At 61.1% G+C, this 25,968-nt stretch carries 25 protein-coding genes, 1 tRNA gene and 1 pseudogene; 12 read left to right on the top strand and 15 right to left on the bottom strand.

Annotated elements, in window-relative coordinates; genetic code table 11:
• The first annotated feature begins 90 nt into the window (after nt 1-90).
• From ACIOTN_RS11190 to ACIOTN_RS11180, 3 genes are read left to right on the top strand one after another with little or no spacing between them, the layout of a single operon-like run.
• The gene (locus ACIOTN_RS11190; RefSeq protein WP_402735368.1) at nt 91-873 is read left to right on the top strand and encodes an ABC transporter ATP-binding protein; all 783 of its coding nucleotides are present in this window, start codon (nt 91-93) and stop codon (nt 871-873) included.
• Nucleotides 874-876: 3 nt separating this feature from the next.
• Entirely contained in the window at nt 877-3,207 is a 2,331-nt protein-coding gene (locus tag ACIOTN_RS11185) for a YhgE/Pip family protein (protein ID WP_402735367.1), read from the top strand.
• Nucleotides 3,204-3,815 carry a TetR/AcrR family transcriptional regulator gene (locus tag ACIOTN_RS11180; RefSeq protein WP_105658815.1) on the top strand — a complete coding sequence of 204 codons (612 nt, stop codon included), beginning with the start codon at nt 3,204-3,206 and terminating at the stop codon, nt 3,813-3,815. The genes ACIOTN_RS11185 and ACIOTN_RS11180 overlap by 4 nt, the downstream gene beginning before the upstream one ends.
• On the opposite strand, the gene ACIOTN_RS11175 is transcribed toward ACIOTN_RS11180, so the two are convergent.
• From ACIOTN_RS11175 to ACIOTN_RS11160, 4 genes are all read right to left on the bottom strand, one after another.
• Entirely contained in the window at nt 3,812-5,425 is a 1,614-nt protein-coding gene (locus ACIOTN_RS11175; protein ID WP_105658816.1) for an ABC transporter ATP-binding protein, read from the bottom strand. The genes ACIOTN_RS11180 and ACIOTN_RS11175 overlap by 4 nt on opposite strands.
• A gap of 8 nt (nt 5,426-5,433) precedes the next feature.
• Entirely contained in the window at nt 5,434-6,561 is a 1,128-nt protein-coding gene (locus ACIOTN_RS11170) for a DUF1611 domain-containing protein (protein ID WP_105662485.1), read from the bottom strand.
• Between the two features lie 227 nt (nt 6,562-6,788).
• Nucleotides 6,789-7,316, bottom strand: coding sequence for a SixA phosphatase family protein (locus ACIOTN_RS11165; RefSeq protein WP_402735366.1), 528 nt, complete (start codon nt 7,314-7,316; stop codon nt 6,789-6,791).
• A 69-nt stretch (nt 7,317-7,385) separates the two neighbouring features.
• Complete coding sequence (locus ACIOTN_RS11160; RefSeq protein ID WP_105658819.1) at nt 7,386-8,171, bottom strand: winged helix-turn-helix domain-containing protein; 786 nt, start codon at nt 8,169-8,171, stop codon at nt 7,386-7,388.
• Between the two features lie 614 nt (nt 8,172-8,785).
• Between ACIOTN_RS11160 and ACIOTN_RS11155 the strand changes: the two genes are divergently transcribed.
• Both ACIOTN_RS11155 and ACIOTN_RS11150 read left to right on the top strand, forming a co-directional pair.
• Complete coding sequence (locus tag ACIOTN_RS11155; RefSeq protein ID WP_105658820.1) at nt 8,786-9,526, top strand: response regulator transcription factor; 741 nt, start codon at nt 8,786-8,788, stop codon at nt 9,524-9,526.
• Nucleotides 9,523-11,034 carry a cell wall metabolism sensor histidine kinase WalK gene (locus ACIOTN_RS11150; protein WP_105662484.1) on the top strand — a complete coding sequence of 504 codons (1,512 nt, stop codon included), beginning with the start codon at nt 9,523-9,525 and terminating at the stop codon, nt 11,032-11,034. Before ACIOTN_RS11155 ends, ACIOTN_RS11150 begins: the two co-directional genes overlap by 4 nt.
• A 35-nt stretch (nt 11,035-11,069) precedes the next feature.
• On the opposite strand, the gene upp is transcribed toward ACIOTN_RS11150, so the two are convergent.
• Nucleotides 11,070-11,717 (bottom strand): uracil phosphoribosyltransferase, encoded by a 648-nt coding sequence (upp, locus tag ACIOTN_RS11145; RefSeq protein ID WP_402735365.1) that lies wholly within the window; start codon nt 11,715-11,717, stop codon nt 11,070-11,072.
• Between the two features lie 169 nt (nt 11,718-11,886).
• Here upp and tadA point away from each other — a divergent pair, with 169 nt between their 5' ends.
• Nucleotides 11,887-12,363, top strand: a complete 477-nt coding sequence (tadA, locus tag ACIOTN_RS11140) for a tRNA adenosine(34) deaminase TadA (RefSeq protein WP_105658823.1) — start codon at nt 11,887-11,889, stop codon at nt 12,361-12,363.
• Between the two features lie 94 nt (nt 12,364-12,457).
• Nucleotides 12,458-12,548: transfer RNA gene (locus tag ACIOTN_RS11135), tRNA-Ser, on the top strand.
• A gap of 386 nt (nt 12,549-12,934) precedes the next feature.
• Here the strand turns inward: ACIOTN_RS11135 and ACIOTN_RS11130 are convergent.
• Genes ACIOTN_RS11130 through ACIOTN_RS11120 form a run of 3 tightly spaced genes read right to left on the bottom strand, consistent with a single transcriptional unit; the run spans nt 12,935 to nt 14,626 of the window.
• Nucleotides 12,935-13,150, bottom strand: a complete 216-nt coding sequence (locus tag ACIOTN_RS11130; protein ID WP_133835086.1) for a hypothetical protein — start codon at nt 13,148-13,150, stop codon at nt 12,935-12,937.
• 21 nt (nt 13,151-13,171) lie between these two features.
• Nucleotides 13,172-13,864 (bottom strand): hypothetical protein, encoded by a 693-nt coding sequence (locus tag ACIOTN_RS11125; RefSeq protein WP_332498815.1) that lies wholly within the window; start codon nt 13,862-13,864, stop codon nt 13,172-13,174.
• 12 nt (nt 13,865-13,876) lie between these two features.
• Nucleotides 13,877-14,626 (bottom strand): hypothetical protein, encoded by a 750-nt coding sequence (locus ACIOTN_RS11120; RefSeq protein WP_133835084.1) that lies wholly within the window; start codon nt 14,624-14,626, stop codon nt 13,877-13,879.
• Between the two features lie 218 nt (nt 14,627-14,844).
• Here ACIOTN_RS11120 and ACIOTN_RS11115 point away from each other — a divergent pair.
• Nucleotides 14,845-15,096: pseudogene (locus ACIOTN_RS11115) on the top strand (tyrosine-type recombinase/integrase); the annotation flags it as partial.
• Between the two features lie 1,271 nt (nt 15,097-16,367).
• Here ACIOTN_RS11115 and ACIOTN_RS11110 read toward each other — a convergent pair.
• The 3 genes from ACIOTN_RS11110 to ACIOTN_RS11100 form a co-directional block, all read right to left on the bottom strand.
• Nucleotides 16,368-17,570, bottom strand: a complete 1,203-nt coding sequence (locus tag ACIOTN_RS11110) for a glycerophosphodiester phosphodiesterase family protein (RefSeq protein ID WP_400342939.1) — start codon at nt 17,568-17,570, stop codon at nt 16,368-16,370.
• A gap of 97 nt (nt 17,571-17,667) precedes the next feature.
• Nucleotides 17,668-18,210 (bottom strand): YaeQ family protein, encoded by a 543-nt coding sequence (locus ACIOTN_RS11105; protein ID WP_105658829.1) that lies wholly within the window; start codon nt 18,208-18,210, stop codon nt 17,668-17,670.
• 53 nt (nt 18,211-18,263) lie between these two features.
• Nucleotides 18,264-18,419, bottom strand: coding sequence for a hypothetical protein (locus ACIOTN_RS11100; RefSeq protein WP_332489278.1), 156 nt, complete (start codon nt 18,417-18,419; stop codon nt 18,264-18,266).
• Nucleotides 18,420-18,809: 390 nt separating this feature from the next.
• On the opposite strand from ACIOTN_RS11100, the gene ACIOTN_RS11095 reads away from it, so the two are divergent.
• From ACIOTN_RS11095 to ACIOTN_RS11085, 3 genes are all read left to right on the top strand, one after another.
• Nucleotides 18,810-19,931: a histidine kinase gene (locus tag ACIOTN_RS11095; RefSeq protein WP_332489277.1), complete on the top strand. Its 1,122-nt coding sequence runs from the start codon at nt 18,810-18,812 to the stop codon at nt 19,929-19,931.
• Entirely contained in the window at nt 19,928-20,611 is a 684-nt protein-coding gene (locus tag ACIOTN_RS11090) for a response regulator transcription factor (RefSeq protein ID WP_332489276.1), read from the top strand. Before ACIOTN_RS11095 ends, ACIOTN_RS11090 begins: the two co-directional genes overlap by 4 nt.
• A gap of 117 nt (nt 20,612-20,728) precedes the next feature.
• Nucleotides 20,729-21,559, top strand: a complete 831-nt coding sequence (locus ACIOTN_RS11085) for a CPBP family intramembrane glutamic endopeptidase (RefSeq protein WP_332595196.1) — start codon at nt 20,729-20,731, stop codon at nt 21,557-21,559.
• A gap of 95 nt (nt 21,560-21,654) precedes the next feature.
• Here ACIOTN_RS11085 and ACIOTN_RS11080 read toward each other — a convergent pair whose 3' ends face one another.
• The 4 genes from ACIOTN_RS11080 to ACIOTN_RS11065 all read right to left on the bottom strand — a co-directional run bounded on the left by ACIOTN_RS11080 (nt 21,655) and on the right by ACIOTN_RS11065 (nt 24,761).
• A complete protein-coding gene (locus ACIOTN_RS11080) occupies nt 21,655-22,152 on the bottom strand; it encodes a hypothetical protein (protein WP_402735364.1) in 498 nt (165 codons plus the stop codon).
• Nucleotides 22,153-22,200: 48 nt separating this feature from the next.
• Nucleotides 22,201-22,653 (bottom strand): NUDIX domain-containing protein, encoded by a 453-nt coding sequence (locus tag ACIOTN_RS11075; RefSeq protein WP_332503186.1) that lies wholly within the window; start codon nt 22,651-22,653, stop codon nt 22,201-22,203.
• Nucleotides 22,654-22,936: 283 nt separating this feature from the next.
• Nucleotides 22,937-23,524 (bottom strand): DinB family protein, encoded by a 588-nt coding sequence (locus tag ACIOTN_RS11070; RefSeq protein WP_388024361.1) that lies wholly within the window; start codon nt 23,522-23,524, stop codon nt 22,937-22,939.
• A 337-nt stretch (nt 23,525-23,861) separates the two neighbouring features.
• Entirely contained in the window at nt 23,862-24,761 is a 900-nt protein-coding gene (locus tag ACIOTN_RS11065; RefSeq protein ID WP_402735363.1) for a DMT family transporter, read from the bottom strand.
• A 122-nt stretch (nt 24,762-24,883) separates the two neighbouring features.
• On the opposite strand from ACIOTN_RS11065, the gene ACIOTN_RS11060 reads away from it, so the two are divergent.
• Nucleotides 24,884-25,828, top strand: a complete 945-nt coding sequence (locus ACIOTN_RS11060; RefSeq protein WP_402735362.1) for a LysR family transcriptional regulator — start codon at nt 24,884-24,886, stop codon at nt 25,826-25,828.
• Nucleotides 25,829-25,968: the final 140 nt, after the last annotated feature.

Raw genomic sequence — 25,968 nt, 5'->3', positions numbered from 1 at the left:
CAAAGGTCATCAAACGCTTTACGTCCAGTAGTGATCAAAGGAACCTTTTCACTAATTGAACTGACTGGTCAGTTCAATTAGTCTTTAACTGTGCTTACCGCAGATTCCATTACCGTCAAGGGACGCCACGACCAGCTCGTGGGGCCCACCTCCGTGCAACTGCAAAGAGGTGAACTGCAGCTGCTGGTATCCGAGCCGCAGATTTCCCGGACCGCGCTGGCCCTTGTACTGAGCGGACGCATGGCACCCAGCTCCGGGACGGTGGTGTGGAATGCGGATCCGAAGCTGCGAACCCTGCGCAAGCACAGCGCTCTGGTCGATTCGCCGGGGATCAATGAACCCGAATCCCACTTGAAGGTTTGCGATCTTGTCGCAGAAGATCTGGGGCTGATCCCGGGGCCAAACTGGCGCAAGCCCGGCGCCAGGAAGTGGATGGCGCAGCATGGATTCGACGATATCGCCAGCTGCTGGAGCGATGCCATCGATCCGGGCCGCCTCTTCGAGCTCCAGCTCCTGCTGGCTGCCGAGAATCCCCGTCTTGAATTGCTCATCGTCGATTCACCGGACCGGCACGATCTGGAAGACGAGCATTGGCTCGAGACCCTGGAGAACTTCGCTTCCTCGCATCGGGAATTCGCAGTCCTGGCTATCGTCAGCCGGCTGCCCCAGTGCTGGCAGCCGCAAACCGGGCAGGCCGCCGACCCGGAACCAGCAGTGCTCCCACTGCCCGATCCATCCACCGGGTTCATCCAAGGCGAACTCGATCTGGGCCTGGATCACCTGGCCATGGCCGAGGGCATCGCGGCCAACCACGATTTCTTCCTCCCAGCCGACGAACTTGCTGACGCTGTTCAGTGCGAAGCAAAGGAATAGCCCATGACAACTTTGCGACTTGCCCTCTCCGAGCTCAAGCGGATGAGCCGCGGCACCTTGCCCAAACTGGCGCTCATCGCGGTCACCTGCGTTCCGCTGCTCTATGGCGCGCTCTACCTCTACGCCAACTGGGACCCCCAGGGAAACCTCGACAAGGTCACGGCCGCCGTGGTCAATCTGGATGAAGGCGCCGAACAGGACGGCGAGAAAACCCGAGTCGGCGACGACGTCGTCGAGGAATTGGAAGACGACGGCACCTTCAGCTGGGCGCACGTGGATTCCAAGGCGGAAGCCGAGCAGGCCGTGGCCACCGGCCAGTACGCCTTTGCGCTGATCCTGCCCGAGGACTTTTCCTCGGCCCTGGTCTCGCCGGGCGATTTCGATGATGCCGAACAGGCCAATATCGAGCTGCTGACCAACGATGCCAATAACTTCATGGTTTCCAACTTCGCCAAAACGCTGGCTACCACGGTGCGCACCTCGGTCGCCCAGGAAGTGGGAACCGAAACGGCTTCGGCGATGATCGCCGGATTCGTGGACATCCACGATTCGATGGGCGAAGCCGCAGACGGCGCCGGGAAGCTCTACGATGGCACCCTGCGACTGGGCGATGGCGTGGTCACCTTGGCCGATGGCACCACCAAGCTCGTCGATGGCAGCACCGAGCTGAACTCGGGCACCAAGACCCTGAAGAATGGCACCGCCGACCTGTCGGGAGGGTTGGGCCAACTGGTCGACGGCCAAACCCGGCTGCGCGACGGCAGCGCCGAACTGGCCGACGGCACCGCGCAGCTGGCCGACGGCAGCAAAGAGCTGAGCGACGGTCTGCACACCTTGAAGACGCAGACCAAAGCGCTGCCCGGTTCCGTCTCGAAGCTGGATCAAGGCGCCGCCAGCGCGAAAGAAGCCGCCGACCAGCTTGCTGCCGGTTCACAGCAGGTCGCAGACGGCAACCAGCAGCTGGCCAGCACGGCAGATGAGGCCATCGCGGTAATCGACCAGCTGCAGGCCAACACGAAAACGCAGCTGGATAGCGTCAAGGAAGATACGCAGCAGCGCCTGGACGAGTTGGTCAGCAGTGGCGTGCTCACCCAGGACCAGGCTGATTCCATCCAGAGCACGGTCAGCCAAAGCGTGCAGAATTCTACGCTCGGCAATGCCTTGGATACCAAAGTGACCCAGGTCAATACCGAGTTATCTACCCTGCAAACGCAGCTGCACACCCTCGCCGACGGATCGGCGCAGGTAGCCGAAGGAAACCAGCAGCTGGCCACCGGCCTGGGCACCCTCGCGGATGGCACCAAGGCGTTGGATGACGCCATGCCTGCACTCGCGAAGGGCATCGGCTCGGCAGCCCAAGGCTCGGCGAAGCTCGCCTCCGGCGCCGCCGAAGCCCACACCGGGGCAAAGACCCTGGCCGAGGGCCAGCAGTCCGCATTGAATGGCGCCACCGACGCGGCTGACGGCGCAAGCCAACTGGATCAGGGTGCCGGCACGCTGCTCGCCGGCACCGGAGCCCTGCACAACGGACTGGTGCAGCTCTCCGATGGAGTCGGCGAGCTCTCGGACGGCACCGAAGAACTGCAAGACGGTTCAGATGAATTGGCCACCGGCCTGGAGGACGGCACCGGGAAGGTGCCGAACCCCGATGAGTCCACCAGCGGGCAACTGGCCGAAGTCATGGGCAATCCGGTAGCTGTCTCCAATAGCAAGCAGGCCGAAGCGCAGGCTTATGGCGAAGGCCTTGCCCCCTTCTTCATGACCCTGGCGACCTTTATCGGCGTGCTGATCCTGACCCAGGTGATGCGCCCGATGACCAAGCGCGCGCTGGCTTCCAACGGCAGCAACTGGAAAATTTCCATCGGCGGCTGGTTGCCCTTCGCCGCCATCGCGGTACTGCAAACCAGCCTGCTCTACGCGGTGGTGCGATTCGGGCTGGGACTGCATGCCGCCCACCCGTGGCTGATCTGGGCTTTGCTGGCCGGTTCTGCCTTATGCTTCAGTGCGCTGATCCAGGGGTGCTTCGCGCTGCTGGGCACCGCTGGAAAGTTCGTGGTGCTGGTACTGATGGTCCTGCAGCTGGTCACCTCAGGCGGCACCTTCCCCTGGGAGACCTTGCCTGATTCGCTGCACCTGCTGCACCGGATCCTGCCCATGAGCAATGTGGTGATCGGCATGCGCCACCTGATGTACGGCGCGGATCTGGCAGTGCTGCCATCGGTTGCCGGTTCTTTGCTGCTCTACACCGCCATTGGACTAGTCTTGAGTATGCTTGCGGTACGCAAGAACAAGACCTGGAGCTTGAAAACACTGCAACCGGAGCTGAAAGAATGACAACGCCAACGGGCCAACGCCGCCGTGTGCGGGCCACGGATTCGAAGGAGAAGCTCTTCGAAGCGGCCATGCAGCTGCTCGGTTCGCGCTCCCCCGAGTCCGTCTCGGTGGACGAGATCGCGGCCGCGGCCGGCGTTTCCAAGGGCACGGTCTACTACAATTTCGGTTCCAAAGACGAGCTGGTCAGCCAGATCCTCAGCTACGGCGCGCACAAGCTCATGGGCGAACTGGCACGTGCGGCCTCCGGGGAAGACCCCTACCTTGCGCTGAGGCAGATGGTGGAATTCTCCATGGACTTCGTCGCCAGCTACCCCTCCTTTGCCCATCTGTGGATGCAGGAGCAGCTGAGCGCGGACACCGCCACTGCGTTCGCCAGCACCCCGCTGCACACGCAGGTGACCGGGCTGATCATCGAGGTGCTCGAACGCCTGGTCGTGCTCGAGCCCGACCAGAAGCTCTCGGTAGCCACCAGTATTTTCGGTGCCGCCTTGTTTACCGCCCGGATGCGCGCCTCGGGGCAGACCGGCCTGGATCGCGGGCAAACGGTGCGCGCCGTGCTGCTCACCGTGGATGGGCTTCGCGCTACCCGTCCGGCGGCCGGCTCCTAGGCCTGCGCGTCCCAGCTGGCGGTTTCCCTGATGCCAGGCAGTCCGGCGCTGAAGAGCAGCACCCCGGGATAGCCGTTGAGCAGTTCGGCCACGTCGCCGTAGGCTCCATCGGGCAAGCGGGTCAGCAGCGAATCGACCACCAGCAAGGGCGGTTCGCGCAACAGCGCCCGTGCCACCAGCAACGATGCTTGCTGCCCGGAACTAAGCGGTTCGCCGCCCCGGCGCAAGCGGGCTTCCGCTCCACCGGGCAAATCGGCCATCTTCAAACCGCAGGTTTCAGCCAGCGCCACGGCCTTGCGCAGCGAAGCGCCCGGATGGCGATACCGCAGCGCACGGGCGACGCTTCCGCGCTCGGGAACCATGGATTCCAACGCGGAGCCCACGAGCTTGCGGCGGCCGGCAGCAGGCAGATCCTCGCTGCGCCCCTCGGCGATCCACACCCCGGCCTGCGGGTCGGCGCCGTGCACCAGGGCGCCGGTAGCAATGGCCGAAAGCAGCGCCGCGCATTGGCCCTGGCTTCCACGCAGCGCAATTCGCTCCCCGGGCTGTGCCCGCAGGGTGGAAAACTGGTCGGCCATCCCTGCGGGCACCTGGATGCGCACCGAGGAAGGCTGGAGCATCAGCTCCTTGGCATCGCGGGTGCTTGCCGAAGATTCTTCGCGGGCCCGCCAGCGTTCCTGCTCGGCCAGCAGCGGCGCGATGATTCGCCGGCCCGCCTTGTAATTCTGCCGGTACTCCACCACGCGGCCCCACTCGCCCAGGGTTCCTGCGCAAATTCCCATCAGCGTCAGGGCGGTCGCCACGGCGGCTGGCGGAAGCTGCGCCATCGAGGCCGCCGCCACAACCAGCGCGGTACCCAGCAGCGGAATGGCCAGCGCCCCGCCACGCAGGGCGGCGGCGAACCGGGCGCGATGCACCGAAGCATCGATCACCTTCTGCGAGGAGTCCTGCACCCTTTGCACTTCACGTTCCACGCCGCCGCCGGCCGCAATAGCTGTCCGCGCCGCGACGGTATCGGCAATGCGCGAGGCCAGGCTCCCACGGTGCCGGCGCAAGGTCCTGGCGCTCAGGAAAGTACCCCCGGCCAAGGCCGCCAGCAGGACGCCCTCGAGCACCAGGGTCGCGGCCAAGCTCAGGGCCAGGAGCGGATGCAGGAACCACAGGCCCGCACCGCTGACAATCAGCAATGGCAAACCGGCGACCAGCGGGACCATGCCCTGCACAATCCAGTTGCGGATCGAGGACAGGTCGTTGGTGGAACGGGCGATGGTGATGCCCATGGACGGACCGCGTGCACTGCGCAAAGCGTGCGTGACCAGCCCGCGGCGAAGCTGGGCCACATAATGCTGGCCGAGCTTCTCGGCCAGCACCCGTTCAGCGTACTTGGCCAGGAAGAAGCATCCCACCAAGCCCAGGACCGCGCCAAGAGCTGCCCAGCTGATGCGGGCCGAAAGCTGTCCGATCAGCCAGCCGATGGCAATCGAGAGCAAGCCGGCGAGAATGCCCAGGCTGAGCAATCCGGCCAGCAGCATCCGCCGCCCCGGCGCTACCAGCGCCGGCAGGCGCCCAGGCTGCGCCGGCTGCTCAACGGCGATCTTCTGGTCCAGCATCTTGGCTCCTAGCGGGTTGGCAGCAGGGCGGCGGCAACCTCTGCCTGGCACAGGTCGAAGGTCCCGATGACCGGGGTGGACAGCTGCGCCTGGGCTTCCATCGCGGCCAGCGGGGAGGCCGTGAGCACCCCGGAAACCGCGGCAACATCCAGGCCTGCTTCGCGCAGGATCCGCTCTCCGGCCTGGGCACCCAAAGCGTCCTGGGCGCTGAACAGCACGCGGTCTACATGCTCGGCGAAAATCGGGTCGCGCAGCAAGCGGGAAGTTTCGCCCTGGAACAGCCCGTCGGCGATCTCGATGACCACTGCGTCTGCGCCGGTGGCGCTTTGCTCGCGGATCATCGCCACCAGCAGGTCGCGCACGGTTTCGTAGTCCAAGCGGTAGGTGGTTGGGAAGCCGAAGTCGGTGAAGTCGCAGACGCTGAAGGCGCCGGCATCGGTGAACAGGTTCGGATCATTGCCGGCACCCGTGCCGGTGGCCTTGCCTGCGGCAACTTCCATGCCGGAGTTGACCAGTCCGTTGACCAGGCATCCCAGGGTGGTGGACTTGCCGGAGTTCATCGAGGTGCCCAGCACTGCGATCACCGGCGGGCGCGGCGCGGCAACCTGCGCTGCGCGCGGCGATGCGTTCTCGATGCCCAGTGGAGCGAAGTCCACCAGGTTCACGACCTTGCCGTGGCGCATCAGCAGGCCTGCGGGCTGCAGCTGTGTCGCCATATCGATCGAGGCGTGCTGTTCGATGACTTCGCTGGCGACACCGCCGCCTGCAACCAGCTGGCATGGACCCAGGTTATCCGGCACATGGGCCAGGAACTGGTCTGGTGCGTAGCGGTGGCCGTAGGCGACCATGATTTCCTGTCCGACGAATATCAGCTGGCGTCGGGAAACCGGGGACTGCAGGCGCGTGTGCTTGCCTAGCTCGGTCACAGCCGCGATGACGACGTCACCGGCACGCGGCACCATGTTTGCGCGGCGCACGATCTCGAAATCCTGCGGATTGCGCTGCAGCTCGGCTGCAACGAAGCGGGTGGTGTAGGCAGCGCGGATGGTGCGGGCGCGCTGTGCATCGATCTGCTGCTGCACTTCATTGCGCGCTGCGGGGGTCTGCGTTGGAAGTGATTCTGCGATGATGGCCATCTGCCTATTCCTCTTTCAGTGTTTCCGGCCCGCCGTTGCGGTTTGCCGGTGCTGGCCGTGCTGCCAACGATTCCCAGTGAAACGAGCAATGGTTAACTGAAAGTGAACGGTTCATGAGGCGGCGAGGTGTATTCGATGAGAGGCCTATCATCTGCTTCTCATAAAGGCAGATCACCGCTTATTTACAGGCTGACTAGTGCATTAGAAAAAACTTGATGAGACTTCTCTCATGCGGGCCGCGGTGCGGTGAAATGCGTGACGCGCGCATCACGGGCATCCAGGTGCGAGTACGGATGCTTGGTTTCCAGCACCGTGGTTCCCAGGGTCGGATAGTTCATCGCCAGCTCGTAAACGGCTTCTTCATCCGAGTCCATTGCCGCCAAGCGCAGCGCCAATTCCTGGAGCACCGGCTGGTGCCCGATCACCAGCAGGTTGCTGACCATATCGGGAACTTCATTGATGATGGAGCACAGCTGCGAGACTCCTGCGGTGAAAATGCGCGAATCGACATAGGGGGTCGGGCCTTTCTCGCCGAGTTCGGAAAGCACCCAGGCGCAGGTGGAGCGCGCACGCAGCGCGTCGGAGCAGATGATGTAGTCCGGTATCAGGCCATTCTCCACAAGCCAGGCTCCGGCGGCCGGAGCTTCGCGGTGCCCGCGGGCCGCCAGCGGCCGGTCGTGATCCGCGACGCCCAGCGGGTAGTCGGCTTTGGCGTGGCGCATCAGCATGAGCTTGCGGGAATGCATGGTGTTCATTGTTCCAGCTTAAGGCAGCAGTGGCGGGCAAACCGAACCCGGTTTGCCCGCCACTGCTGCCAGCTGATGCTAGATGGAGTATTCCGGAGCTGCCCAGACAACGACTTCTGGGTGCTCGTAGAAGCGGTAGCCCTGGCCGCGTACGGTGCGCACGGTATTGGCCAGGCGTCCCAGCTTGGAACGCAGGCGACGGATATGCACGTCGATGGTGCGTTCGTTAGGGACTTCTTCGGCATTGCGCCACAGGTTTTCCAGCAGCTCTTCGCGGCCTACGGTGCGGGTGCCGTTTTCCACGAGGAAGTTCAGCAGCTCGAATTCCTTGAAGGTCAGGTTCAGGGTTTCGCCATCCAGGTAGACTTCGCGGCGCGAGAGGTCGATCAGCACGCCAGATGGGCGCGGGGTGGATGGACGGGCTTCAGCGCGTGGCCGGCGGGAAATCGTCGGATCGCCCAAAGCCTGGCGAACTACATCGATGGGCTCACCCTGGGCGCTGGTCGGAGCCAGTGCCACGGCGGCATGGGTCTGCGCTTGCGGCGACAAGGTGGCCAGGAAGGCGCGGACCTGGGTGGCCAGCTTGCCCAGCGAGGTGCCCTGCGCCTGGGCGGCAGTTTCATCCAGGCCCACGTAGAGCACGAAGCCGCGTGCGGAGGTGTCGGCGCTTGGCTGGCCTGTTGACTGCACTGGAGTGCTAGCCGGCTGATGCGATGCATCACGTGTTTCATGAACATTGGAAACCGCGCGCAGCGGACGGTAACCCGCTGGTGCATAGCTGCCAGAAGCTGAACGCTGCGCAGCTGCTGCGCGGTTCTGCGCATTGCGAATTGAAACGTGGACGTATCCGGAACCAGCCGACATAATCTTTTCCTCTTTTAGTGCGAAGGCCAAGTGGTTTGGCGCTCATGCTTCGGGTTTTGCTTGCGCTGTTCGCGGCCTTCGTCCACGTTCAGCAGTTGGGTTTCCCGTCAATAACTCCCAAAATCGGATTACAAATCACTCATAATTCGGCTTGGAGGCCATGGACGCCGAGCATTCGTTGAGGACGATCTTGGGCAACTCGATGTTGGAATCCGTGGTGCTTTTACCGTCCTGCGCCGTACTCACACCTCTAGTTTCCTCGTAACATTGGCAACTTGCAAGTAACAATGAACACCCGCGTCCACATAGTGAGACAAATGTTTCCAAACGTGACGCACAACACTTTAGACAATTCTAGGCTACCTAAGCGCTTAACTAAACAATATGGTCAACATATCAATAGAACTTCGTCATTATGTCCGGTCCATTCATAGGCCTGAATATTCATTCATCACTATGGTCCGTCCACGCTTCAATCATTCGTCGTTCTTGGGGGTTGACCAAATTAACCACTATCGGTTCGGGTTTTCCCCGCATAAAATCGACTTATAGTCATAGCTGGCACACAGCAAAAACATATTCTCGGCCCATGGCAATAGGACAAGCTGATTAACATGAATGAATCACGATTCTCCCCTTCGCAATTGCCCCGGCTGACTCACCCTGATGGCACGGCAATCAAAGTTCTCGTGGTCGATGATGAACCTTCATTGGCGGAATTGGTCGCCATGGGAACCCGCATGCTCGGCTGGGAAGCCACGATGGCCCACGATGGGCCCGAAGCAGTAGCCACCGCTCGCTCCCTGGCGCCGGACGTACTGGTTCTCGACTGGATGCTGCCTGGGTTCGACGGCCCCGAGGTGCTGCGCAAGGTGCGCACCCACTTCCCTGAAATCCCCGTACTTTTCCTCACTGCCAAGGACGCGGTTGAAGACCGTATCGAGGGCCTGGGGGCCGGTGCAGACGACTACGTCGCCAAGCCCTTCAGCCTCGAAGAGGTCCTGATCCGATTGCACCGACTCGTGGAACGTTCCGGTGCGGCCACTGCGGATTCCGCTGAATTGGTCGTCGGCGATCTGGTGCTGAACATGGACTCGCACGACGTATCCCGCGCAGGCCGCGAAATTTCGCTGACCGCCACCGAATTCGACCTGCTCAGCTACCTGATGAACAACGCCCGCCGCGTGGTATCCAAGTCGCAGATCCTGGACAACGTCTGGCACTACGATTTCGATGGCCAGGCGAACATCGTCGAACTGTACATCTCGTACCTGCGCAAGAAGATTGACGTTGACGCGGAGCCGATGATCCACACCGTGCGTGGCGTTGGCTACGTGCTGAAGCCGGCTGCATGAGTTTCTTTTCCCCGAATACCAGGGTGAGCTCGCCGCACGCGCTGCAGCGCAAACTGCTGCTCATCCTGCTGACCTCGGTCACCGCCGTATCTGTCTTGCTCGGCCTGCTCTATAACGCGGGCATGCGCCAGACCTTGATGGACCAGCTCAACAGCCAGCTGCGGCTCACCACCGAACGCGCGCTGAATTATTCGCAGGGTGCACCAGCGGTGAACTCCCGGCTTGATGCCCCCGGCCAGTCCGCCGGCACGCTGACCGCGCGGTTCGTCGACAAATACGTCTTCAACGGCGGGGTGCTGGACGAACGCACCGGCGTGCTGAAGCAGCTGAGCCAGGAAGATGCCATCCCGATGGTGGATCTGGAGCTGAGCACGTTGCGTGCCGGCGGGCAGTTCAAGCCGGTACGTGCCCACCTGACTGTGGGCGACTATTACCTCGTCGCAGTCAAGGACTCTGGATCCAACGGCATCCTGATTGTCGGATTGCCCCTGCACAGCACCGATCTGGCGTTGCGCGGCATGGCCTGGCTGACGCTGTTCATCGCCTTGATCCTGATCGCCGGTGCGGGCCTGGCCGGTTCGTGGCTGATCTCCCGCTCGCTTGCCTCGCTGAAGCGCGTGGCCACCGTGGCTGCTTCGGTTGCCGCCGAAGAGCTTGATTCAGGAAAGGTGGACCTGACCCAGCGCGTCCCGGCGCAAGATGCAGTCCCCGGCACCGAGGTGGGCAATGTCGGCAATGCGCTGAACGCGATGATCAGCAACGTCTCCACCGCACTGACCGCCCGCGAGAAGTCCCAGGCCCAGATGCGCCAATTTGTCGCCGATGCCTCGCACGAACTGCGCACTCCGCTCTCGGCGATCCGCGGCTACACCGAGCTGCTCTCGGCCACTGAGCATTTCTCCCCGGACGGGCAGCGCTCGGTGGACCGCGTTCTGCAGCAAAGCAGCCGAATGAGCTCACTGGTTGAGAATCTGCTGCTCCTGGCTCGGCTGGATGAGGAGAATGCGTTCAAGCGCAGCGAAATTGACCTGTGCTCGCTGACATCGGATATCACCGAGGACTTCAAGCTCACCGCGAGCGACCACCATTGGGAGTTCGACTGCCAGGCGCCGCAGACCATTGTCAATGGCGACTCGGCCTCGCTTCGCCGGGTGATCACCAACCTCTTGGCCAACGCCCGCAAGCACACGACGGCCGGAAACACCGTCACCGTTTCGGTGGACCAAGACGAAGACACCGATGAAGCCATCATCCGGGTTCACGACACCGGTGAGGGCATTGCCCCGGAATTCCTGCCTCGGGTCTTCGAACGTTTCACCCGCGCCGACAAGGCGCGTTCTGGCTCCGATGGCACGACCGGGCTGGGCCTGCCGATCGCCAAGAGCATCGTCGAAGCCCACGGGGGCACCGTCACGGTCACCTCCCAGCCAGGAGATACCGTCTTCGAGGTCCGGCTTCCGCTGGACACGCCCGAAACCGGTGAAGAAACGCCGAAGGCTGCGGTGTAGTCACCGCAGCCTTCGGGCACATCGCTTAGCTGGAACTAGGCAATGGGCGGGGTCACACCATACAGGCGGTCGCCGGCATCGCCCAGGCCTGGGATGATGTAGGACTTCTCGTCCAGCTTTTCGTCCATCGCTGCCAGCACGATGTGCACGCGATGATCGGCACCGTGAATTTCCTTCAGACGCTCGATGCCTTCAGGGGCAGCGATCAGGCAGATGCAGGTAACGGATTCTGCGCCGCGTTCGAAGATGAACTTGATGGCCTCGGCCAGGGTGCCGCCGGTGGCCAGCATCGGATCCAGCACGAAGACCTGGCGGCCGGCCAAGTCATTAGGCACGCGGTCAGCGTAGGTAATGATGTCCAGGGTCTCCTCGTTGCGGGCCATGCCCAGGAAGCCGACCTCAGCGGTCGGAACCAGGCGGGTCATGCCTTCGAGCATGCCCAGGCCGGCGCGCAGGATGGGGACAACCAGCGGGGTCGGCTTGGCAATGGAGGTACCGGTGGTGGTGGCGACCGGGGTCTGCACCTCAACGTTTTCGGTTTTCACCTCGCGGGTTGCCTCATAAGCCAGCAGGGTGACCAGTTCGTCGGTCAGCTGGCGGAAAATCGAGGATGGGGTGTTCTTATCACGAAGAACCGAAACCTTGTGTGCCACCAGTGGGTGGTCGACTACCTGTACGCGCATAAGTAGAAATCTATCAGCACCGACTCAGGCAAATCGAGAGATATCCCCGATTTCCCGCCGTTAAAGCACTTTGGTGTGCCCAAGGAAACAGCAAACTTCAGTGCAGTGCGCAGTGCACCACACTCCGAGCGCCCGGCTACCGTCCCAAAACACGTAAAGTGAAAGCACTATGGTGCACGAATTTGATGCTTGGATGGACCTCGCCTTGGCTGAAGCGCGCGAAGCGCTGGCCACTGATGACGTACCCATCGGCGCCGTCATCCTCTCCCCCGAAGGCGAAGTCCTGGCCACCGGACGCAACGAGCGCGAGGCCATCAAGGACCCCACGGCGCATGCCGAGGTGGTCGCCATTCGCAATGCGGTCAAGGCCTTGGAAGCCAAGGGACAAGATGATGGCTGGCGCTTATCCGACTGCACCCTGGTGGTGACCCTTGAGCCCTGCGCCATGTGCGCCGGGGCAATAGTCCTTTCGCGCATTCCCAAATTGGTCTTCGGGGCCTGGGACGAGAAGGCCGGCGCGTGCGGCTCGGTCTTCGATATCGTCCGTGAACCGCGATTGAACCATTGGGTCGAGGTGTACTCGCGGGTCAAGGAAGAAGAATGCGGTGACCTGTTGCGTGAATTCTTCCGGAGCAAGCGCGGCTAGAAACCGACGTTGATGTGTTTCGGAACACTTCAGGCCAAAAACAGCGCTCTCGTTTTTGTTTTCGCCTGATGTTCGTTATAGAGTTATCAGGTCTGGTGACGTGTCCGAGCGGCCGAAGGTGCAACACTCGAAATGTTGTGTACGGTAACCCCGTACCGTGGGTTCAAATCCCACCGTCACCGCCAATGAAAACCCCTGGTCAGCCAGGGGTTTTCTTCTTTTAAAGATCTGACATGGTGCACTTATGGTGCATATTTCACCGGAGGGTAGTTACGACATGCCCATCCTTCGTTGTGAACACGGCTACCACCACCATGCAGGCCCGCACGCCTGCGACTGGGTGAACCACAACGAAGAATGACCATACTGGGCATCGCGCAAGCAGGACGAAAAAGATCTCTAGCCTCCCGCCGGCTGCCGCACCTGCTGCGCGCGCTTGCCCTCAGGAAGCCGGGCACAGAGAAAGGTCCCCCTGCTGCTGTATGCGGCAAGGGGATCTCTTCGGGTTAGGCTCAGCGGATCTGGACATTGCTCGTCTCGGCTCATTCGACGAACGAGCCGGCGTTACCTACTATCGTGAAGTGCTGGTCTTCGAGTGGTGGCGGTAGTTGGTGAATGCCAGGATCAGTGCTGCGAGCAGCAGCACTCCGCCGACAGCCCATCCAACCACGGCGTAGTCAGTAAGCTGAGGGACGCGAGGCAGATTGATCGCGGCTACCGCAAGGAACAGAAGCACCACCACGGTACTCTTCCTGGCGGCAGACGAATTGCTAGGTTGCTTTGTCATTTGCCGTTTCCTTTCTCGTGCCTAGCTGGCACCGCTCAGGCACTGTCCTACGGATGCGCCAGCGACAGCGGTGAACCCAGCCACGCAGATGATGCAGCCTGTTCCAACGGTAACAGCACAGAATGCCGCACAGGTGGAGATGATCACGAGCGCCGCCATGGTGGAGATGCCCAGCGCGTTGAGGCACTTGATCACACCCTCGTTACCAGCGGCCGCAACGCCCACCGACGAGCCTTCAGGAGACATGGCGCTCAAAGCCTTCGCAGCCTGAGCTTCAGCTTCGGGAGTGGCTTCAACAGTCCACTGCTTAAGGAGACTCCCATCGACCCACTGCTTCACCTCGGCAGTGCTGTCGCTGGTGTACGTAGCTTGAACCTGCGCAAAGCTCTGGACAACGTCTCCCGCGGCGTCGACGACGGCAACGGCGAACGAACCCTCGTCGTGGCCGTCGCCAGACGTAGCCACTGCCACCATCAACGAACTGGAGCCATTGATCCGGGCGACGTTTGCCTGCTTGATATCGACTTCTGCGCCGTTTCGCAGCTGAGCGTCGAAACTCGGCTCAGCTATTGCGATCGCTCGCTCAACAGTTGAATCCGAAAGCGGCCGGTTGGTTGAGAACGAGCTTTCGGAAGCGTTGACCGGACTAGCAACCGCGAAGAGCATCGCCCAGCCTGCAACCATCGCGATGATTGCTTTCGAAATCTTTTTCATGTTGACCACTTCCTATTTCTGGGCCTGGTCGATGCAATAGCCGACCTGGCCGCCCCAGACGCCCGCAGCTGCCGCGATGCAGCCCACGCAGCCGAGCCCAACGGTTCCTACGCAGACCGCCGCGCAGGCGATAGTGATGGCGGTAATAACCCAGCCAGGGATGCCCGCGTTGGCAAGGCAGTTGTTGAGCTTGTCCCAGAAACCGGCATATGTGGTGACGTTGTTTGCCGCGTCAGCAGTGGTCAATTGCTTGTCCATGGTCAGATTTCCGTCAACCCACATGCGGGCATGACCAGATGCATCGTCGCCAACGAAAGCCATCTCTGTGCGCTGCGCAACGTTGCCTGAGTTGTCCAGGAGTGCACCGACTGTGGCGAGCTGGACGCCGTCGCCGACGAGCGGGTAGCTCACATACGATGTCCCGTCTGACATCGACCATGCTTGGACGCCGGAACGGTCAACTTTCAGACCTGAGAGCGACTCTGTTGGAAGATCGGCATTCTTGGCCAACTGGAGGGCCTCCGACTTCGACAGAATCTCTGCGTTCTCGCCGAAGCTGGCGATGCTGGTCACAGCCGGAGACGAAGCGGCCGCCGCTGGCTTAGTCAAAGCCGTACTCAGGCTCAGGACCAGGGAAGCGATTGCCACGAACGCGATCGCGAGGTACGTGACCCCGGAGCTGGATTGTTGTCTTGATGTTGGGATTGGAATGCAGTGGTCTTCATTTGACCTGACCGCAATCGAGTGAAGTTTGAGCTTCACGACTATCACCTTTTGAATGAATCGAAATCTACATCTTCGTAAAGATCGGCGCATCATCTGCCGTGCCAAGCGGGGGTCGACCGAAATCGAGCCTCCGCAACAAAAGTCCTCGGTCTGGATCGAATTGCCTCAGATACGAGCACGTTTAATAATCACCATTAAATAAGAACGGCGTAAATACTACTTAAGTAGGAGGGGCGAACCCGGGCAACGCCAAGACCGGATGGTTCACCGGAGCCGTGAAGCGAGCCCAGGCGTCCGACAAGTCGTTCCGCAGGGTCACGCCCCACGACCTACGGCACACGGCGGCATCGCTGGCAATCAGCGCCGGGGCCAACGTCAAGGTGGTACAGCGCATGCTCGGCCACAAGTCGGCCAAGGTCACGTTGGACACCTACGCGGCACTGTTCCCCGACGACCTCGACAACGTGGTCGAAGCCCTCAGCAAGCAGCGCGCCGAACAGCTCTAACGGTGGTGCACTGTGGTGCATTTTGGTGCAGGAATACCTGTGGGACGTGGTGCGCACCTGTGAGCCAATGAGCCCAGATGCCAGTAAACACAAGGGATATTCGGGAGCTAGCAGTAATGGCGCGGATAGGATAATGGGTTCAAATCCCACCGTCACCGCGTTGAATAGCCCCGGAATCCTTGTGATTCCGGGGTTTTTCTTATCTCAAATCGGCTTGTTGCCTTAAACTCCGGATCTGTTGCATTAAAGATAGAACAACCGGGTTAAAGGTAGAAGTGGCGACGGTACAACGACGAGAGCTAAAGCACGGTTACAGTTATCGAGTCGTTTGGCGGGAACCGGATGGAACTCTCCAACAACGTACATACAACAATGACGAAGACAAGGCGAAAGATCGCAGTCGCAGTTTCGCTTGCACTTACGGATCACCAAACTGACGGCATCCATGACCGTCGTTCTCATACTAGCTGAATCCAAACAGCTAGTGTCCGCGTTCCAAGCTGGCGGTGGTCCCGGAGCCTACTACAACACCGGAACCACCGATAGGGGTTCCCAGCTACAGTTGCTGCCAACAAACGGTAAGCAAGAAGGCAAACAAACGGTGCAACCGATCACAGCGGACCCTTCCCGGTGCATTGGGTCAGGCCGCCTATCAATCACCCTAGCGTCGAGCGAGGTGTAGGCAAAGAGGCTGGTCTGATTCATTGGGAATCCACAACAGATTCAAATCCCGACCCGTACTGGGGAGTGCGGCCTTGTTGCTCGTGAGAATCCACCCGCGTGTTGTCACTTAAACTAATCCAGCCCTCGCTGATTCGATCATCAACGAGGGCTGGTTGCGAGTTTTGCGCTGGGCGATGGATCCCCATCCATCTCCCCAAAGACTTCCGATTCCCCAAAAACGTTAGTCCGGCGTGAAACCTATGCACAGAATACTTCGTCAAGCCCATAACGCCTAGAGAATTTTTGGAATTGGGAAAAGTTTTTATTTTATCCCCGCCCACTTCACCTTTCACTCTCCTGCAACTACAGTAGCTATTGGCCTAGGCCAATTACGAAAAGTCACCAGTCAGGCATTGAGTTCGTTTCCCCAAGAGCGGCCTCACGCTGGTGAAACCCGTCAGCGTCCCCCAAGTGCTGGCGGGTTGCCTGCCTTAATACGGAAAACCGCCCCATTTTTGTAGACTGCTCCCCGGAAGTAGTACTGGTTTCCCTATCCAAATTCTGGGGAGCAGTCCACAATGGTTCCCGGGGGTTCGCTCTACCTAGAGCTAGTTCGCGAAGGTATCGGTGAGCTTGCCCTTGGCATCCCACAGCGCCAGCGAGTCGCCACCGTTGTTCAGGATTCCCGGTCCGTCCACGTAGTAGGCTTCTTCGCTGTTGGTACCCGGACCCGAGTACACGCGCAGCTGATCTCCTGTCTCCAGCTCGTATCCTTCTCCAATTTCCAGGATGTTGTTAGCGGCATCGCGAATGATGTAGCCGCTGACATCGATGGTGCGCTTTCCGGTGTTCTCCAGGATCACGTGCTCGCCATTTTCCGGGGCGATGTCATCTCCCGGCACGTCATTGATCGCGTTGGCAATCACCACGCCATTGTTGGCAGGGAAATCTTTCTGGCCAGCGATGTGGCGGTTCACCTGTGCTGGGAAGTCGCCGGTGATTCGCTCAACACCCAGGGCCAGTGCAGCATCGGCTGCTTCGACGGCGTTGACGGTGTAGACGCCCAGGCCCAAGCCTGTGTCCTTCACGCGCTGCGCACCGGCGGCGTCAAGGGTGCGGTAGCTAGTGCCGAAAGAATCCGCGTAGGTCGCGTAGGTTGCCAGTTCCGCGGCAGAAGGCACGGTTCCGGTCAGCTGCTGCAGTGGTACTTCAGGTGCCAGTTGGGCAAAGATCTGGTTGGATGCTGCGTCGAAGCTAAGGACCTCGATCTTGTTGGCCTCTGCCAGTGCCTTCCATTCAGGATCCTCAGCCAGCGCGTCGGCTACCAGCTTCTCCACGCCAGGGGACTTGGCTGGATCCTTGATTTCGATGAATACTCCCGTGCCACCGGTCAGTGCACCTGGAACCTCATCGAAATGGGGAATTTTCGTTCCCTCGAACTCGTCTGAGAAGTAGGAACCGGCATCGAGCTGCTGCAGTTCTTCCCAGGTAAATGACGTGATGGGGTCATTGACGCGGTCAGGGAAGACCTCTGCCACGTTCGTGGTGCGGGAGGGCGTACCGTCGTGGAAGATGAACGGTACTCCGTCCTTGGACAGCTGCACATCAATTTCGATGAATTCGGCGCCGGACTGGCTGCCTGCCTTGATGGCAGCCAAGGTGTTCTCCGGTGCCACGCCTGCTGCTCCGCGGTGGCCGATGATCAGTGGATCAGATCCAGTCGGTTCGATCTGAGCAGCCACGGCGGGAGCTGCCAGGGTGACGGCCAAAGCCAGAGTTGCCGTGCCAAGGGTGATATTGCGCAGTTTCATGGAGCACTTCCGTCGGTGTCATTGGTGTACACCGGCCATGTTTCCGCGCGCTGATGACTGCGACCCCACACTGAGCTGAATCAGAGATTAAGCTTTTCTACTCAATCTCATGCGTGCTGAACTGGGTTTCCAGATTCGTCCCGTTCAATTCAAGGTAGATTTGCCCCTCGGTCACCGAGACGGACATGGTGTTGCGGCGGGTCAATGCTTGGGCCGCTGCATCAATGAATTTGGGGTCGAAGGAGCGCACCATGATCTCCTGCGACTGGTGGATCGTTTTGCCGCGCCAAGAAGCCAGAAGCTTGGCAGGATCGCGGTGCGTGTAGACGGCGGTGCGGTCTGCCCGCTTGCTGCCCAAATGCAGGCGTTGGGCATCGGGGGCGCCCACTTCAATCCACGCGGTGATGAGTCCGGTCAGGTCCTTGACCAAAATGGCTGGCTCTTCCCCGGTGGAAACGCCTCCGGCCGAGAAGGCGATGCCTTCTTCATATTCGAGGCAGTAGGCCAGCACACGGGTGACCATGTAGGCATCGGTTTCTGACGGATGCTGCGCAACACGGAGCGAAAGATCCTCGTAAACCCCGCGATCTACATCAGCAAGTTGAACTTCAAAGGTGTGTATAGTCGCGCCGATAGCCATAGTTCTCGAGTTTACCGTTAACGCCACGGCTCCATCGACGAGAGGTACGTGGGCTAAGCCTTCGCCTCGCGATTTCGAACCACGAAGAATCCCGCCAGCGATGACAAGCTGGCCACGGCCGCAAAGATGCCAACCATCGGATTTCCGCTAAAGGAAAGTACCGAAAACGCAGCAAAAAGAATGGCAGAAACAACGAACAGGGTCTTCATAACTAAATCCTATTTGATACAGCTCACGGATAAAAGATTTATTCAGCGGGTGACAGCTTTCCGCTCACCCCCTTGGCCACGGGCAAAAGAGTTCAACAGTATTGGGCATGCAGCTACCGGAACTACGCTCAGTATCATCTGGCAGCCCACTTTGCACTATCCACCGTCGAGGATCGAAAGGCCCCGTACGAGGTGCGCGCATACCGCGTGGTGCGCTTATCCCAAGCACACGGACCGGCTGCCGACGCCACGGTTCCCCCTTGGGCTTCACGTCCCGCCGGCATGGTCTTCTTTAAAGCCCACCGGCCACCTGCTGGAGATCCGGCGCCGGAGAGTTGCTGGATAGTCTTTCGCCCGTGGCAACGCTGGGCGCACGTGTACGATTCTGGGGTGAAGACTGTGCATTGGCCGCTGGCCGGATTCAAGTGGGACGCCGTATCCGCTGCGGTGCTCATCGGCTTGTCATTCGTCCCCGGGGTGGCACGGCAGGGCCTTGAGCTGGCGGACTCCCCCGATCACCCGCTGAATCTGCTTGGCATAGCGCTCATCGTGCTCCAGGGCGGCTCGGTGGCGGTACTGCGCCGCTGGCCGCATTGGTCTTTGGCCCTCGCCTTTTCGTCGTTTGCCGCTTACCAATTGCTCGGGTTCCCCACCACGTTCGCGGCGCTCGGCCTGCTGGTGGCCCTGGTAGGCGCCGGCGCGCTCGCGCAACGGCACCGGCCGCTGACCGTATCGCTGCTCCTAGCCGGCTACGTCCTGCTTGTCGCGGCCCTGATTCGGATTGACCCCACGCTCACGGTACCCGACGCCTTCGCCTTCGGAGCGATGCTGGCGGCGCTGTGGATCTTCGGTTCCTGGCTTCGCTCGCAGTCCGCGATGCGCCGGCGCCACGCCGAAATGCTGGAAAGGGAGATCATCCTGGCCGAGCGGACGCGCATCGCGCACGAGCTGCACGATGTGGTCACGCACCATGTCACGGCGATGGTGGTGCAGGCCGAGGCCGGAGGGTTCCACCCGCAGCTCGATGCCAAGACGCAGCAGCTGCTGGCTTCCATCGCCGACGGGGGCCGGAAAACGCTGGCGGACTTGCGCAGCCTGCTCGGGGCACTGGACGGGAAAGCGGAAAAGTCGCGGGTACCCGCCGAGCAGCAGGCCGCCGAGGTCATCGCCCGGGCACGGGCTTCCGGCCAGAATGTGGAATTCGCGGAGCAAGGCGAGCCCTACCCGCTCACTGGGGCTACGGGACTGGTGGTTGTCCGGGTAGTCCAGGAAAGCCTGACCAACGCGCTGAAGCATGCGCTCGATGGCGCCGCAACGGTAGGCATCAGCTACGGCAAGGATGAGATCATGGTCGAGGTGGCCAGTTCCGGCCGCCGTGCCAGGGGCTCGGCATCGAACTCTGGAGGCCGGGGGATCATCGGGATGCGAGAACGCGTGGAACTGGCCGGTGGCCAATTGCAGGTCGAACAGCTCGCTGAGCAGTTCGTGGTTAAAGCGAGGATCCCTCGATGACCTCCACTCCAGCGAACACGCCAATCCGCGTGGTCATCTGCGATGACCACGAACTTGTGCGCACCGGATTTTCCACCATCATCAACGCCCAACCCGATCTCGTGGTTGTCGGCGAGGCGGCGGACGGAGAGGAAGCGGTACGAGTCACCCGCCGTGAGCGCCCGGATGTCGTGGTGATGGATATCCGCATGCCGCTGCTGGACGGAATCGAAGCGACCCGGAGAATTGCCGGGCCGCAGGCCTCCGACGCGGCGCGAGTCCTGGTGGTGACGACCTTTTCCCTGGACGGCCTGGTGTATGACGCACTGCGCGCCGGCGCGAGCGGCTTCCTGCTCAAGGATGCCCGGCCCGCGGAACTGGCCGCGGCCATCCGGAGCATTGCCGCCGGTGACTCGCTTATCGCCCCGGCGCTGACCCGCTCCTTGATCGGACGCTTCGGCGACCGGCTGCGGCCCTCGGCAAAGGACGCCGCCATCTTCGAGGCGCTGACCGCGCGCGAACGCGAAGTGCTGCAGCTGATCGCCGAAGGCCTGTCCAACGCGGAGATCGCAGCGCAACTGGTGATCAGTCCCGAAACGGTGAAAACCTATGTGTCTCGCATCTTGTCGAAGCTGCAGGTGCGCGACCGGGTGCAAGCTGTCGTGCTCGCCCACAAAACGGGATTCGCCGACTGGTCCTGACGCGCCGGTCCCCCGAACGGGGGATCCCAAGTGCCTGCCCGCGGGTGATTTGCCCCGCGCCCCAACGCCGTAGCGTCTTGTTCACACCCACTATCGGGTAGCGAACAAGGAGCAAGAATGACTGAAGCTACGCAGAAATCGCCCTCCCTCAGGCATAAAACCTGGATCTCCACAACCCTGATGGTCACTGGAATGGCCATCGCAATGCTGATGGCCAATGCCCTGGCCGCGTGGCCGCGCAATCCGGTGGCAGCCTTGATCATCGGACCCATCCTGGCCGTGGCAATGATCGGCCTGTTCAGCATTGCGGGACAACGAGTCGAACGCCGCAAGGCAGAAGAATTCCCGAGGCGCAACGCCGTCCGCCATGTGCTGGTCGGAACGGGGCTCGGGGTGCTGATGTCCGGGGCCACAGTGGGCCTCCTTGCCCTCTTCGGCGCGTACACGATCACCGGCTGGGGCTCCGTTTCCGGAATGCTGGCCGTCGCCGGAATGATGTGCGCGGTTGCGGTGTCGGAGGAAGTGTTCTTCCGCGGCGTGGTCTTCCGCCTGCTGCGTGGCCGTTGGGGTACCACGGTGGCGCTGAGCGTCTCGTCAATCCTCTTCGGGCTCGTCCACCTGGTGAATCCGGACGCGTCGCTGTGGGGTGCCTTCGCCATCATGATCGAAGCCGGAATCATGCTCGGCGCCGCCTACCTTGCCACCGGATCGCTTTGGCTGGCGATCGGCGTGCACTTCGGCTGGAACTTCGCGACCACCGGCCTTTTCGGCTCGGTCACCTCGGGATCCGAGGCGCGCGATTCGCTGGTCACCGCAGTGATCAGCGGACCGGACTGGCTGTCCGGAGGAGCCTTTGGACCCGAAGCCAGCATCGTGGCAATCGTGGTCTGCTCGGTGGCAACCCTCGTGTTCTTCGCAGTCGCCCGTCGCCGTGCCGCAACCGTCTGAAGATTCCCGGCCTGCACCCCAATGCGCGTCACGCATTCGGGCCGCAGCCGAGAATCCACCCGTACAGCTCAAGCTGGCTCGGGACAGCCTGAGGGCTACTTGCGCTCGGGATTTTGCGGATCAAACACCGTTTGCGACAGCGGCGCATAGGCGTACCAACCAGGATGCTCCCCACGCAGAGCCCTTTCCCGGGCTTCGGCAACGTCCGCTTGGAACTGGTTGTTTTCCACGACAAAAGCCTCGAAAGCTTCGGCAGCCTGCGGATTCTGAGCTGTACCGCTCGCCTGGAAGCTGCGCGCAGGGCAGTCATCGTCTTGAGCGCTCAAATCGATGATGAACTTGTTGCCGAGTTCATCGGCTACACGCTGTGCCAGCAGTAATCCTTGGGCATAGAACTCGCGACCGAGCTCCGCTGAGTTCCATTCGTAGTCACGGTCCAGGCCTTCATAGAAGAGCTCTTCCCATCCGGCAAGATCGGCTGCCAGTTCGGGCGACAGCCCTGCCGCGTCATAGGGAACCGGGTCTGGAAACCATAAAACTGTATCCGCATGGTCCGGAAACATTCGGACCGTGCGGGACTCGGATTCGTCCATGGAACTGTTCATGGATAGATCATACCGATGACGATGCGGCGTTCCTGCTCAGCTGAGGACAGGGTTCGACTCGTCGCTGAGTTTCCCGAGCATGGCACCGAGCCCGGCTGCCAGGACGTGCGCCTGTGCCAGTGGTAGCCACCAGCATTCCCAGGACTCGGGTGTGCCGCCATGCGAGGGATCTTGTTCACCGGCTATCCAACGCCGTGAAAGATCTTGCCGGGGAACACTGAGTTCGAAGAAGTGCCGGTTAGCAATTTCGTCTCTCATGGGCCGTAAGTCATAGGCCATCGTTCCAAGGTCTCGTGTAACGAAGCCTTCTATTCCAGTCTCCTCGAAGAGCTCACGTACGGCCGCTCGACCGGGGGTTTCACCCGGCTGGAGGGTTCCAGCCGGCACTTGGACTCCGGTGACATGCATAGGGTGCTGCAAATGCGTGAAGACCAGCAGGTGATCGTCTTGGACGACGTAGCAAACTGCTTTTTCTATCACGCTCGGCATTGCTTGATAATACCAACAGCAGCGGCTGGCCTGGCCGGGAGCACAGTCCGTTCCTCATCGGTTTCGCGCCAGGAGCCATGCATTCGGCATCGGGCATTGCCGCTAGCGCTAGGTCGATGTTGGGTTTGAGCTGCACGTGGTTCCCCACCATTGCAGCCGCTCAATCGACGAACTGAAGTGCCGGGGAGTCACAGGTCCCTTATTTCAAAATGTCCAGCAGGGTTCTGGTTCGGGGATCTCCGCCGCAAGCCTGCCGGACGACAGAATCAACACGCCGGAAGAACTAGGCGTTCTCGGCTAGCTTTTTCATCTGCAAGCGTTGTTCTTCCCACTGGTCGGCAGTGAGCTCTGGCAAGTTAGGTGCCGATGGCCGTAGACCGACGAAACCGTCCAGCTGCTCCCGGACGATATCCAAGTGCCCGGCATGCCGGTGCGACTCTGCGATCATATGCACCAGGAGCCGTTCCACCGTGGTGTGCCGATGCTTTCCCCACCATGGCACTACAGCCGGTGAACCCAGCTCCAGCTCGTCAAGCACTCCATCGGCTGCGGCAATCGCTTCCTTGTAGAACATGACTGCATCATTCAGAGTCATCCCCGGTGGCGGGAGGAAGTCTGCTTGCGCGTCATCGGAATCGAAGATGCTCCGGATAATCGGATTCTGAATTTCGCGGCCCAGGCATTCGATGAAATACCCGGATTCGGTGACGGCCAGGTGGAGCAGCAGCCCCATGGCGTGGGTACCTGTCGAGGTCATGGGCGTTCGCGCTTGGGCATCGCTCAGGCCTTCGCATTTCCACAAGATGGCTTCGCGGGCATCGTTGAGATATTCGCGCAGCAGCGCGCCGCGGTCACTTTTATCAATTGGCATGAGCCGAGTCTAATGCCGCGATGGAAACAGGAAAATAGGCCGCTGCAGGACGGTGCACAGCAGTGACCGCTCGCTCTGACGCCTAGGTAACAAGCCCGAGCATCAAGGTGACGTTCGCAGGACGGTTTCAGGGAAATCCGGCTACTTGCAAGATCGAAAGGTGGGGACATTACGCCATTATTCAGTCCGGCCTCGGGTGCAGGTCCAAGGAGAGCCGTGGTTTCCCCCGTAACGGCGGCTACAGGTTGCACGCGCAAACGCAGAATACGAATAGGAGTACATCCCGTATGTGCAGCATTCGCAGCTCCCGGGACAGGATGGATATCGCCTTGCCGGGTCAGTTGCCGTCAGCTGGCCCAATCACCGGTGCCAAGCCTTCCTTGGCCGTTGGGCCGCTTCCGCGCCAGCGTTGTTCAGCACGCGCACCCCACCACGTGGCCCCCAGGAGTACAGCGGCGCCCGCATATCCGAGTGCGCCTATCGGATCTGAGGCCAGGAGCACTCCTGCCAGCAGTGCCCATCCTGGTTCTGTGCCAAGAAGCATGCCCGCACGTGACGCCGAGGTGTGCTTAGTGGCCCACAGCTGCCCGAGAAAAGCGAAGATGGTGCAGCCCAGGCACAGATAGGCGATGGTGAGCCAATTTTCGATGCTGAAACCCGGAAGATGCTCCAGCAACGAATTGCCACCCCACGCGGCGAATATCGCAGCTCCGAACACTATCTCGACCGTGGTTAGTCCCAGCACATCAGCGTTCCTGCCAATGGTAAACCGTGCCTCGGCAACTCCGAGCAGGGCCCGGGTTACCGCCGCAAGGAGCATCAAGCCATCGCCCAGATTGGCCCCGGAGAATCCCTGCCCACCCACGAGCAGCGTAATCCCGAGTAGTGCAAGAATAACGCTGGAGACCAGAGATGGGGAAAGCCGTCTTCTCGTGAGTGCGGATTCGAGCAACGGTGTGAAGAGAATGGAAAGAGCAATGATAAGTCCGGCATTGGTGGCACTTGTGAGCGTGACACCAATGGTTTCCAAAGCGATAGTCGCCGCTCGCATGGTCCCGAGCAGGACTCCGGGCAAAGTCGAGTCCCGGAGCCGCATGTTGGAGCGGGCGAGATTCACGCAGAGCAAGATTGCCGCTGCGGGCAGGAAACGTGCGCACATCACCGCGGCAGCAGACGAGGCCATCGCGAGATCTTGGGTTGCCAGGTAGCTGCCACCCCACATTATTGCGATGATCATCAGGATTATATCGGGAAGAAAGCGATGGGCTACACGAGGATTTTCTGGCATGCTTTCACTTTAGGAAGGCAAACCATGCAGAACAACGGCCAGTGTCTTCACGATCCCGTAAGCTAAGCTTCATGGAAGTGCATCACCTGCGAACCCTGCGCGAGCTCAGGGACCGGGGCTCAGTAACTGCAGTAGCCCAGGCTCTGCACCTTTCGCCGTCTGCCGTATCCCAGCAGCTTGCAGCGCTGCAACGCGGGATGCCAGTTGCCCTGACCGAGCCGCGCGGCCGCGTGCTGGTGCTCACCCCCGCCGGGGAGCGGTTGGCCGACGCCGGCGGAGAAGTATTGGAGTCTCTCGCACGCGCAGAGAATTCCGTCTCCGAATACCTGCTGGCCCGTCAAGAGCCCGTTTCGGTCACCGCTTTCCACAGTGCCGGACTGGCCTGGTTTCCGCCGCTCATCGCCAGCAGCCTGAGTGATCCAGACGGCCCCATGGTGCATTGCCGGGACGAAGACGTGTCTATCAACGGGTTCGTCGATCTGGTCGGGAACCATGATCTGGTCATCGCCCACCGCCCGCTGGCCTCAGCTGCATGGCCGGGCAACAGGGTGCACGTCACGCCCGTCCTGCAAGAGCCGATCGACGTGGCACTCCACCGGGAACACCCGTTAGCGCAGCAGGAAACGGTGCGCTTGGCCGATTTGGTGGGCGAAACCTGGGTCGCAGCACACGAGGGATTCGCACTGGAACCGTTGCTGGTCCAAGCGATGTTTGCCAGTGCCGGAAACCCGATTCAGATCGCGCATCGCGTCAATGAGTTCAACCTGGTGGCGGCGATCATCGCCGAAACCCGCATGCTTGGGTTGCTGCCTCGATATACGGGGCTGACCCCATATTTCCGCGAGCACGTAGTGCTGCGTCCCCTGGCAGACCTCTCCCTCGGCCGCCATATCGACATCTTGACCAGGCCCGAAGCACGGACTCGGGTGAGCACACGCACCGTGATTGACCGGATCATCAAGATTGCCGACCGGACCCGCCGCCACGCGGAAGAAGCGTTGCCGAAAGGCCACTAGCGTTGCTGCAAGCAAATGGCGCATTCTGGTCGTCTGCTCGTCCTGCGAGAAAATCGCGACCAGGAATCGGGCGATTACTGAATCCCGGGTATTCAAATTATCGAAGCTTCCTTGATTCCCTGCCTAAGTCAGGGCTCGGC

Source organism: Glutamicibacter sp. NPDC087661, assembly GCF_044743275.1.
Lineage (GTDB): Bacteria > Actinomycetota > Actinomycetes > Actinomycetales > Micrococcaceae > Glutamicibacter.
This window is presented reverse-complemented; position numbering and strand designations above follow the sequence as displayed.

What these genes read in the sequence shown, in the direction of transcription:
- ACIOTN_RS11075 (WP_332503186.1), bottom strand. Translation starts at nt 22,653, where the DNA reads ATGCCGAGCGTGATAGAAAAAGCAGTTTGCTACGTCGTCCAAGACGAT.
- ACIOTN_RS11110 (WP_400342939.1), bottom strand. Translation starts at nt 17,570, where the DNA reads ATGAAACTGCGCAATATCACCCTTGGCACGGCAACTCTGGCTTTGGCC.
- ACIOTN_RS11185 (WP_402735367.1), top strand. Translation starts at nt 877, where the DNA reads ATGACAACTTTGCGACTTGCCCTCTCCGAGCTCAAGCGGATGAGCCGC.
- ACIOTN_RS11070 (WP_388024361.1), bottom strand. Translation starts at nt 23,524, where the DNA reads ATGCCAATTGATAAAAGTGACCGCGGCGCGCTGCTGCGCGAATATCTC.
- ACIOTN_RS11170 (WP_105662485.1), bottom strand. Translation starts at nt 6,561, where the DNA reads ATGGCCATCATCGCAGAATCACTTCCAACGCAGACCCCCGCAGCGCGC.
- ACIOTN_RS11180 (WP_105658815.1), top strand. Translation starts at nt 3,204, where the DNA reads ATGACAACGCCAACGGGCCAACGCCGCCGTGTGCGGGCCACGGATTCG.
- upp (WP_402735365.1), bottom strand. Translation starts at nt 11,717, where the DNA reads ATGCGCGTACAGGTAGTCGACCACCCACTGGTGGCACACAAGGTTTCG.
- ACIOTN_RS11160 (WP_105658819.1), bottom strand. Translation starts at nt 8,171, where the DNA reads ATGTCGGCTGGTTCCGGATACGTCCACGTTTCAATTCGCAATGCGCAG.
- ACIOTN_RS11150 (WP_105662484.1), top strand. Translation starts at nt 9,523, where the DNA reads ATGAGTTTCTTTTCCCCGAATACCAGGGTGAGCTCGCCGCACGCGCTG.
- ACIOTN_RS11125 (WP_332498815.1), bottom strand. Translation starts at nt 13,864, where the DNA reads ATGAAAAAGATTTCGAAAGCAATCATCGCGATGGTTGCAGGCTGGGCG.
- ACIOTN_RS11105 (WP_105658829.1), bottom strand. Translation starts at nt 18,210, where the DNA reads ATGGCTATCGGCGCGACTATACACACCTTTGAAGTTCAACTTGCTGAT.
- ACIOTN_RS11165 (WP_402735366.1), bottom strand. Translation starts at nt 7,316, where the DNA reads ATGAACACCATGCATTCCCGCAAGCTCATGCTGATGCGCCACGCCAAA.
- ACIOTN_RS11155 (WP_105658820.1), top strand. Translation starts at nt 8,786, where the DNA reads ATGAATGAATCACGATTCTCCCCTTCGCAATTGCCCCGGCTGACTCAC.
- tadA (WP_105658823.1), top strand. Translation starts at nt 11,887, where the DNA reads ATGGTGCACGAATTTGATGCTTGGATGGACCTCGCCTTGGCTGAAGCG.
- ACIOTN_RS11085 (WP_332595196.1), top strand. Translation starts at nt 20,729, where the DNA reads ATGACTGAAGCTACGCAGAAATCGCCCTCCCTCAGGCATAAAACCTGG.
- ACIOTN_RS11065 (WP_402735363.1), bottom strand. Translation starts at nt 24,761, where the DNA reads ATGATCATCGCAATAATGTGGGGTGGCAGCTACCTGGCAACCCAAGAT.
- ACIOTN_RS11175 (WP_105658816.1), bottom strand. Translation starts at nt 5,425, where the DNA reads ATGCTGGACCAGAAGATCGCCGTTGAGCAGCCGGCGCAGCCTGGGCGC.
- ACIOTN_RS11130 (WP_133835086.1), bottom strand. Translation starts at nt 13,150, where the DNA reads ATGACAAAGCAACCTAGCAATTCGTCTGCCGCCAGGAAGAGTACCGTG.
- ACIOTN_RS11100 (WP_332489278.1), bottom strand. Translation starts at nt 18,419, where the DNA reads ATGAAGACCCTGTTCGTTGTTTCTGCCATTCTTTTTGCTGCGTTTTCG.
- ACIOTN_RS11080 (WP_402735364.1), bottom strand. Translation starts at nt 22,152, where the DNA reads ATGGACGAATCCGAGTCCCGCACGGTCCGAATGTTTCCGGACCATGCG.
- ACIOTN_RS11060 (WP_402735362.1), top strand. Translation starts at nt 24,884, where the DNA reads ATGGAAGTGCATCACCTGCGAACCCTGCGCGAGCTCAGGGACCGGGGC.
- ACIOTN_RS11090 (WP_332489276.1), top strand. Translation starts at nt 19,928, where the DNA reads ATGACCTCCACTCCAGCGAACACGCCAATCCGCGTGGTCATCTGCGAT.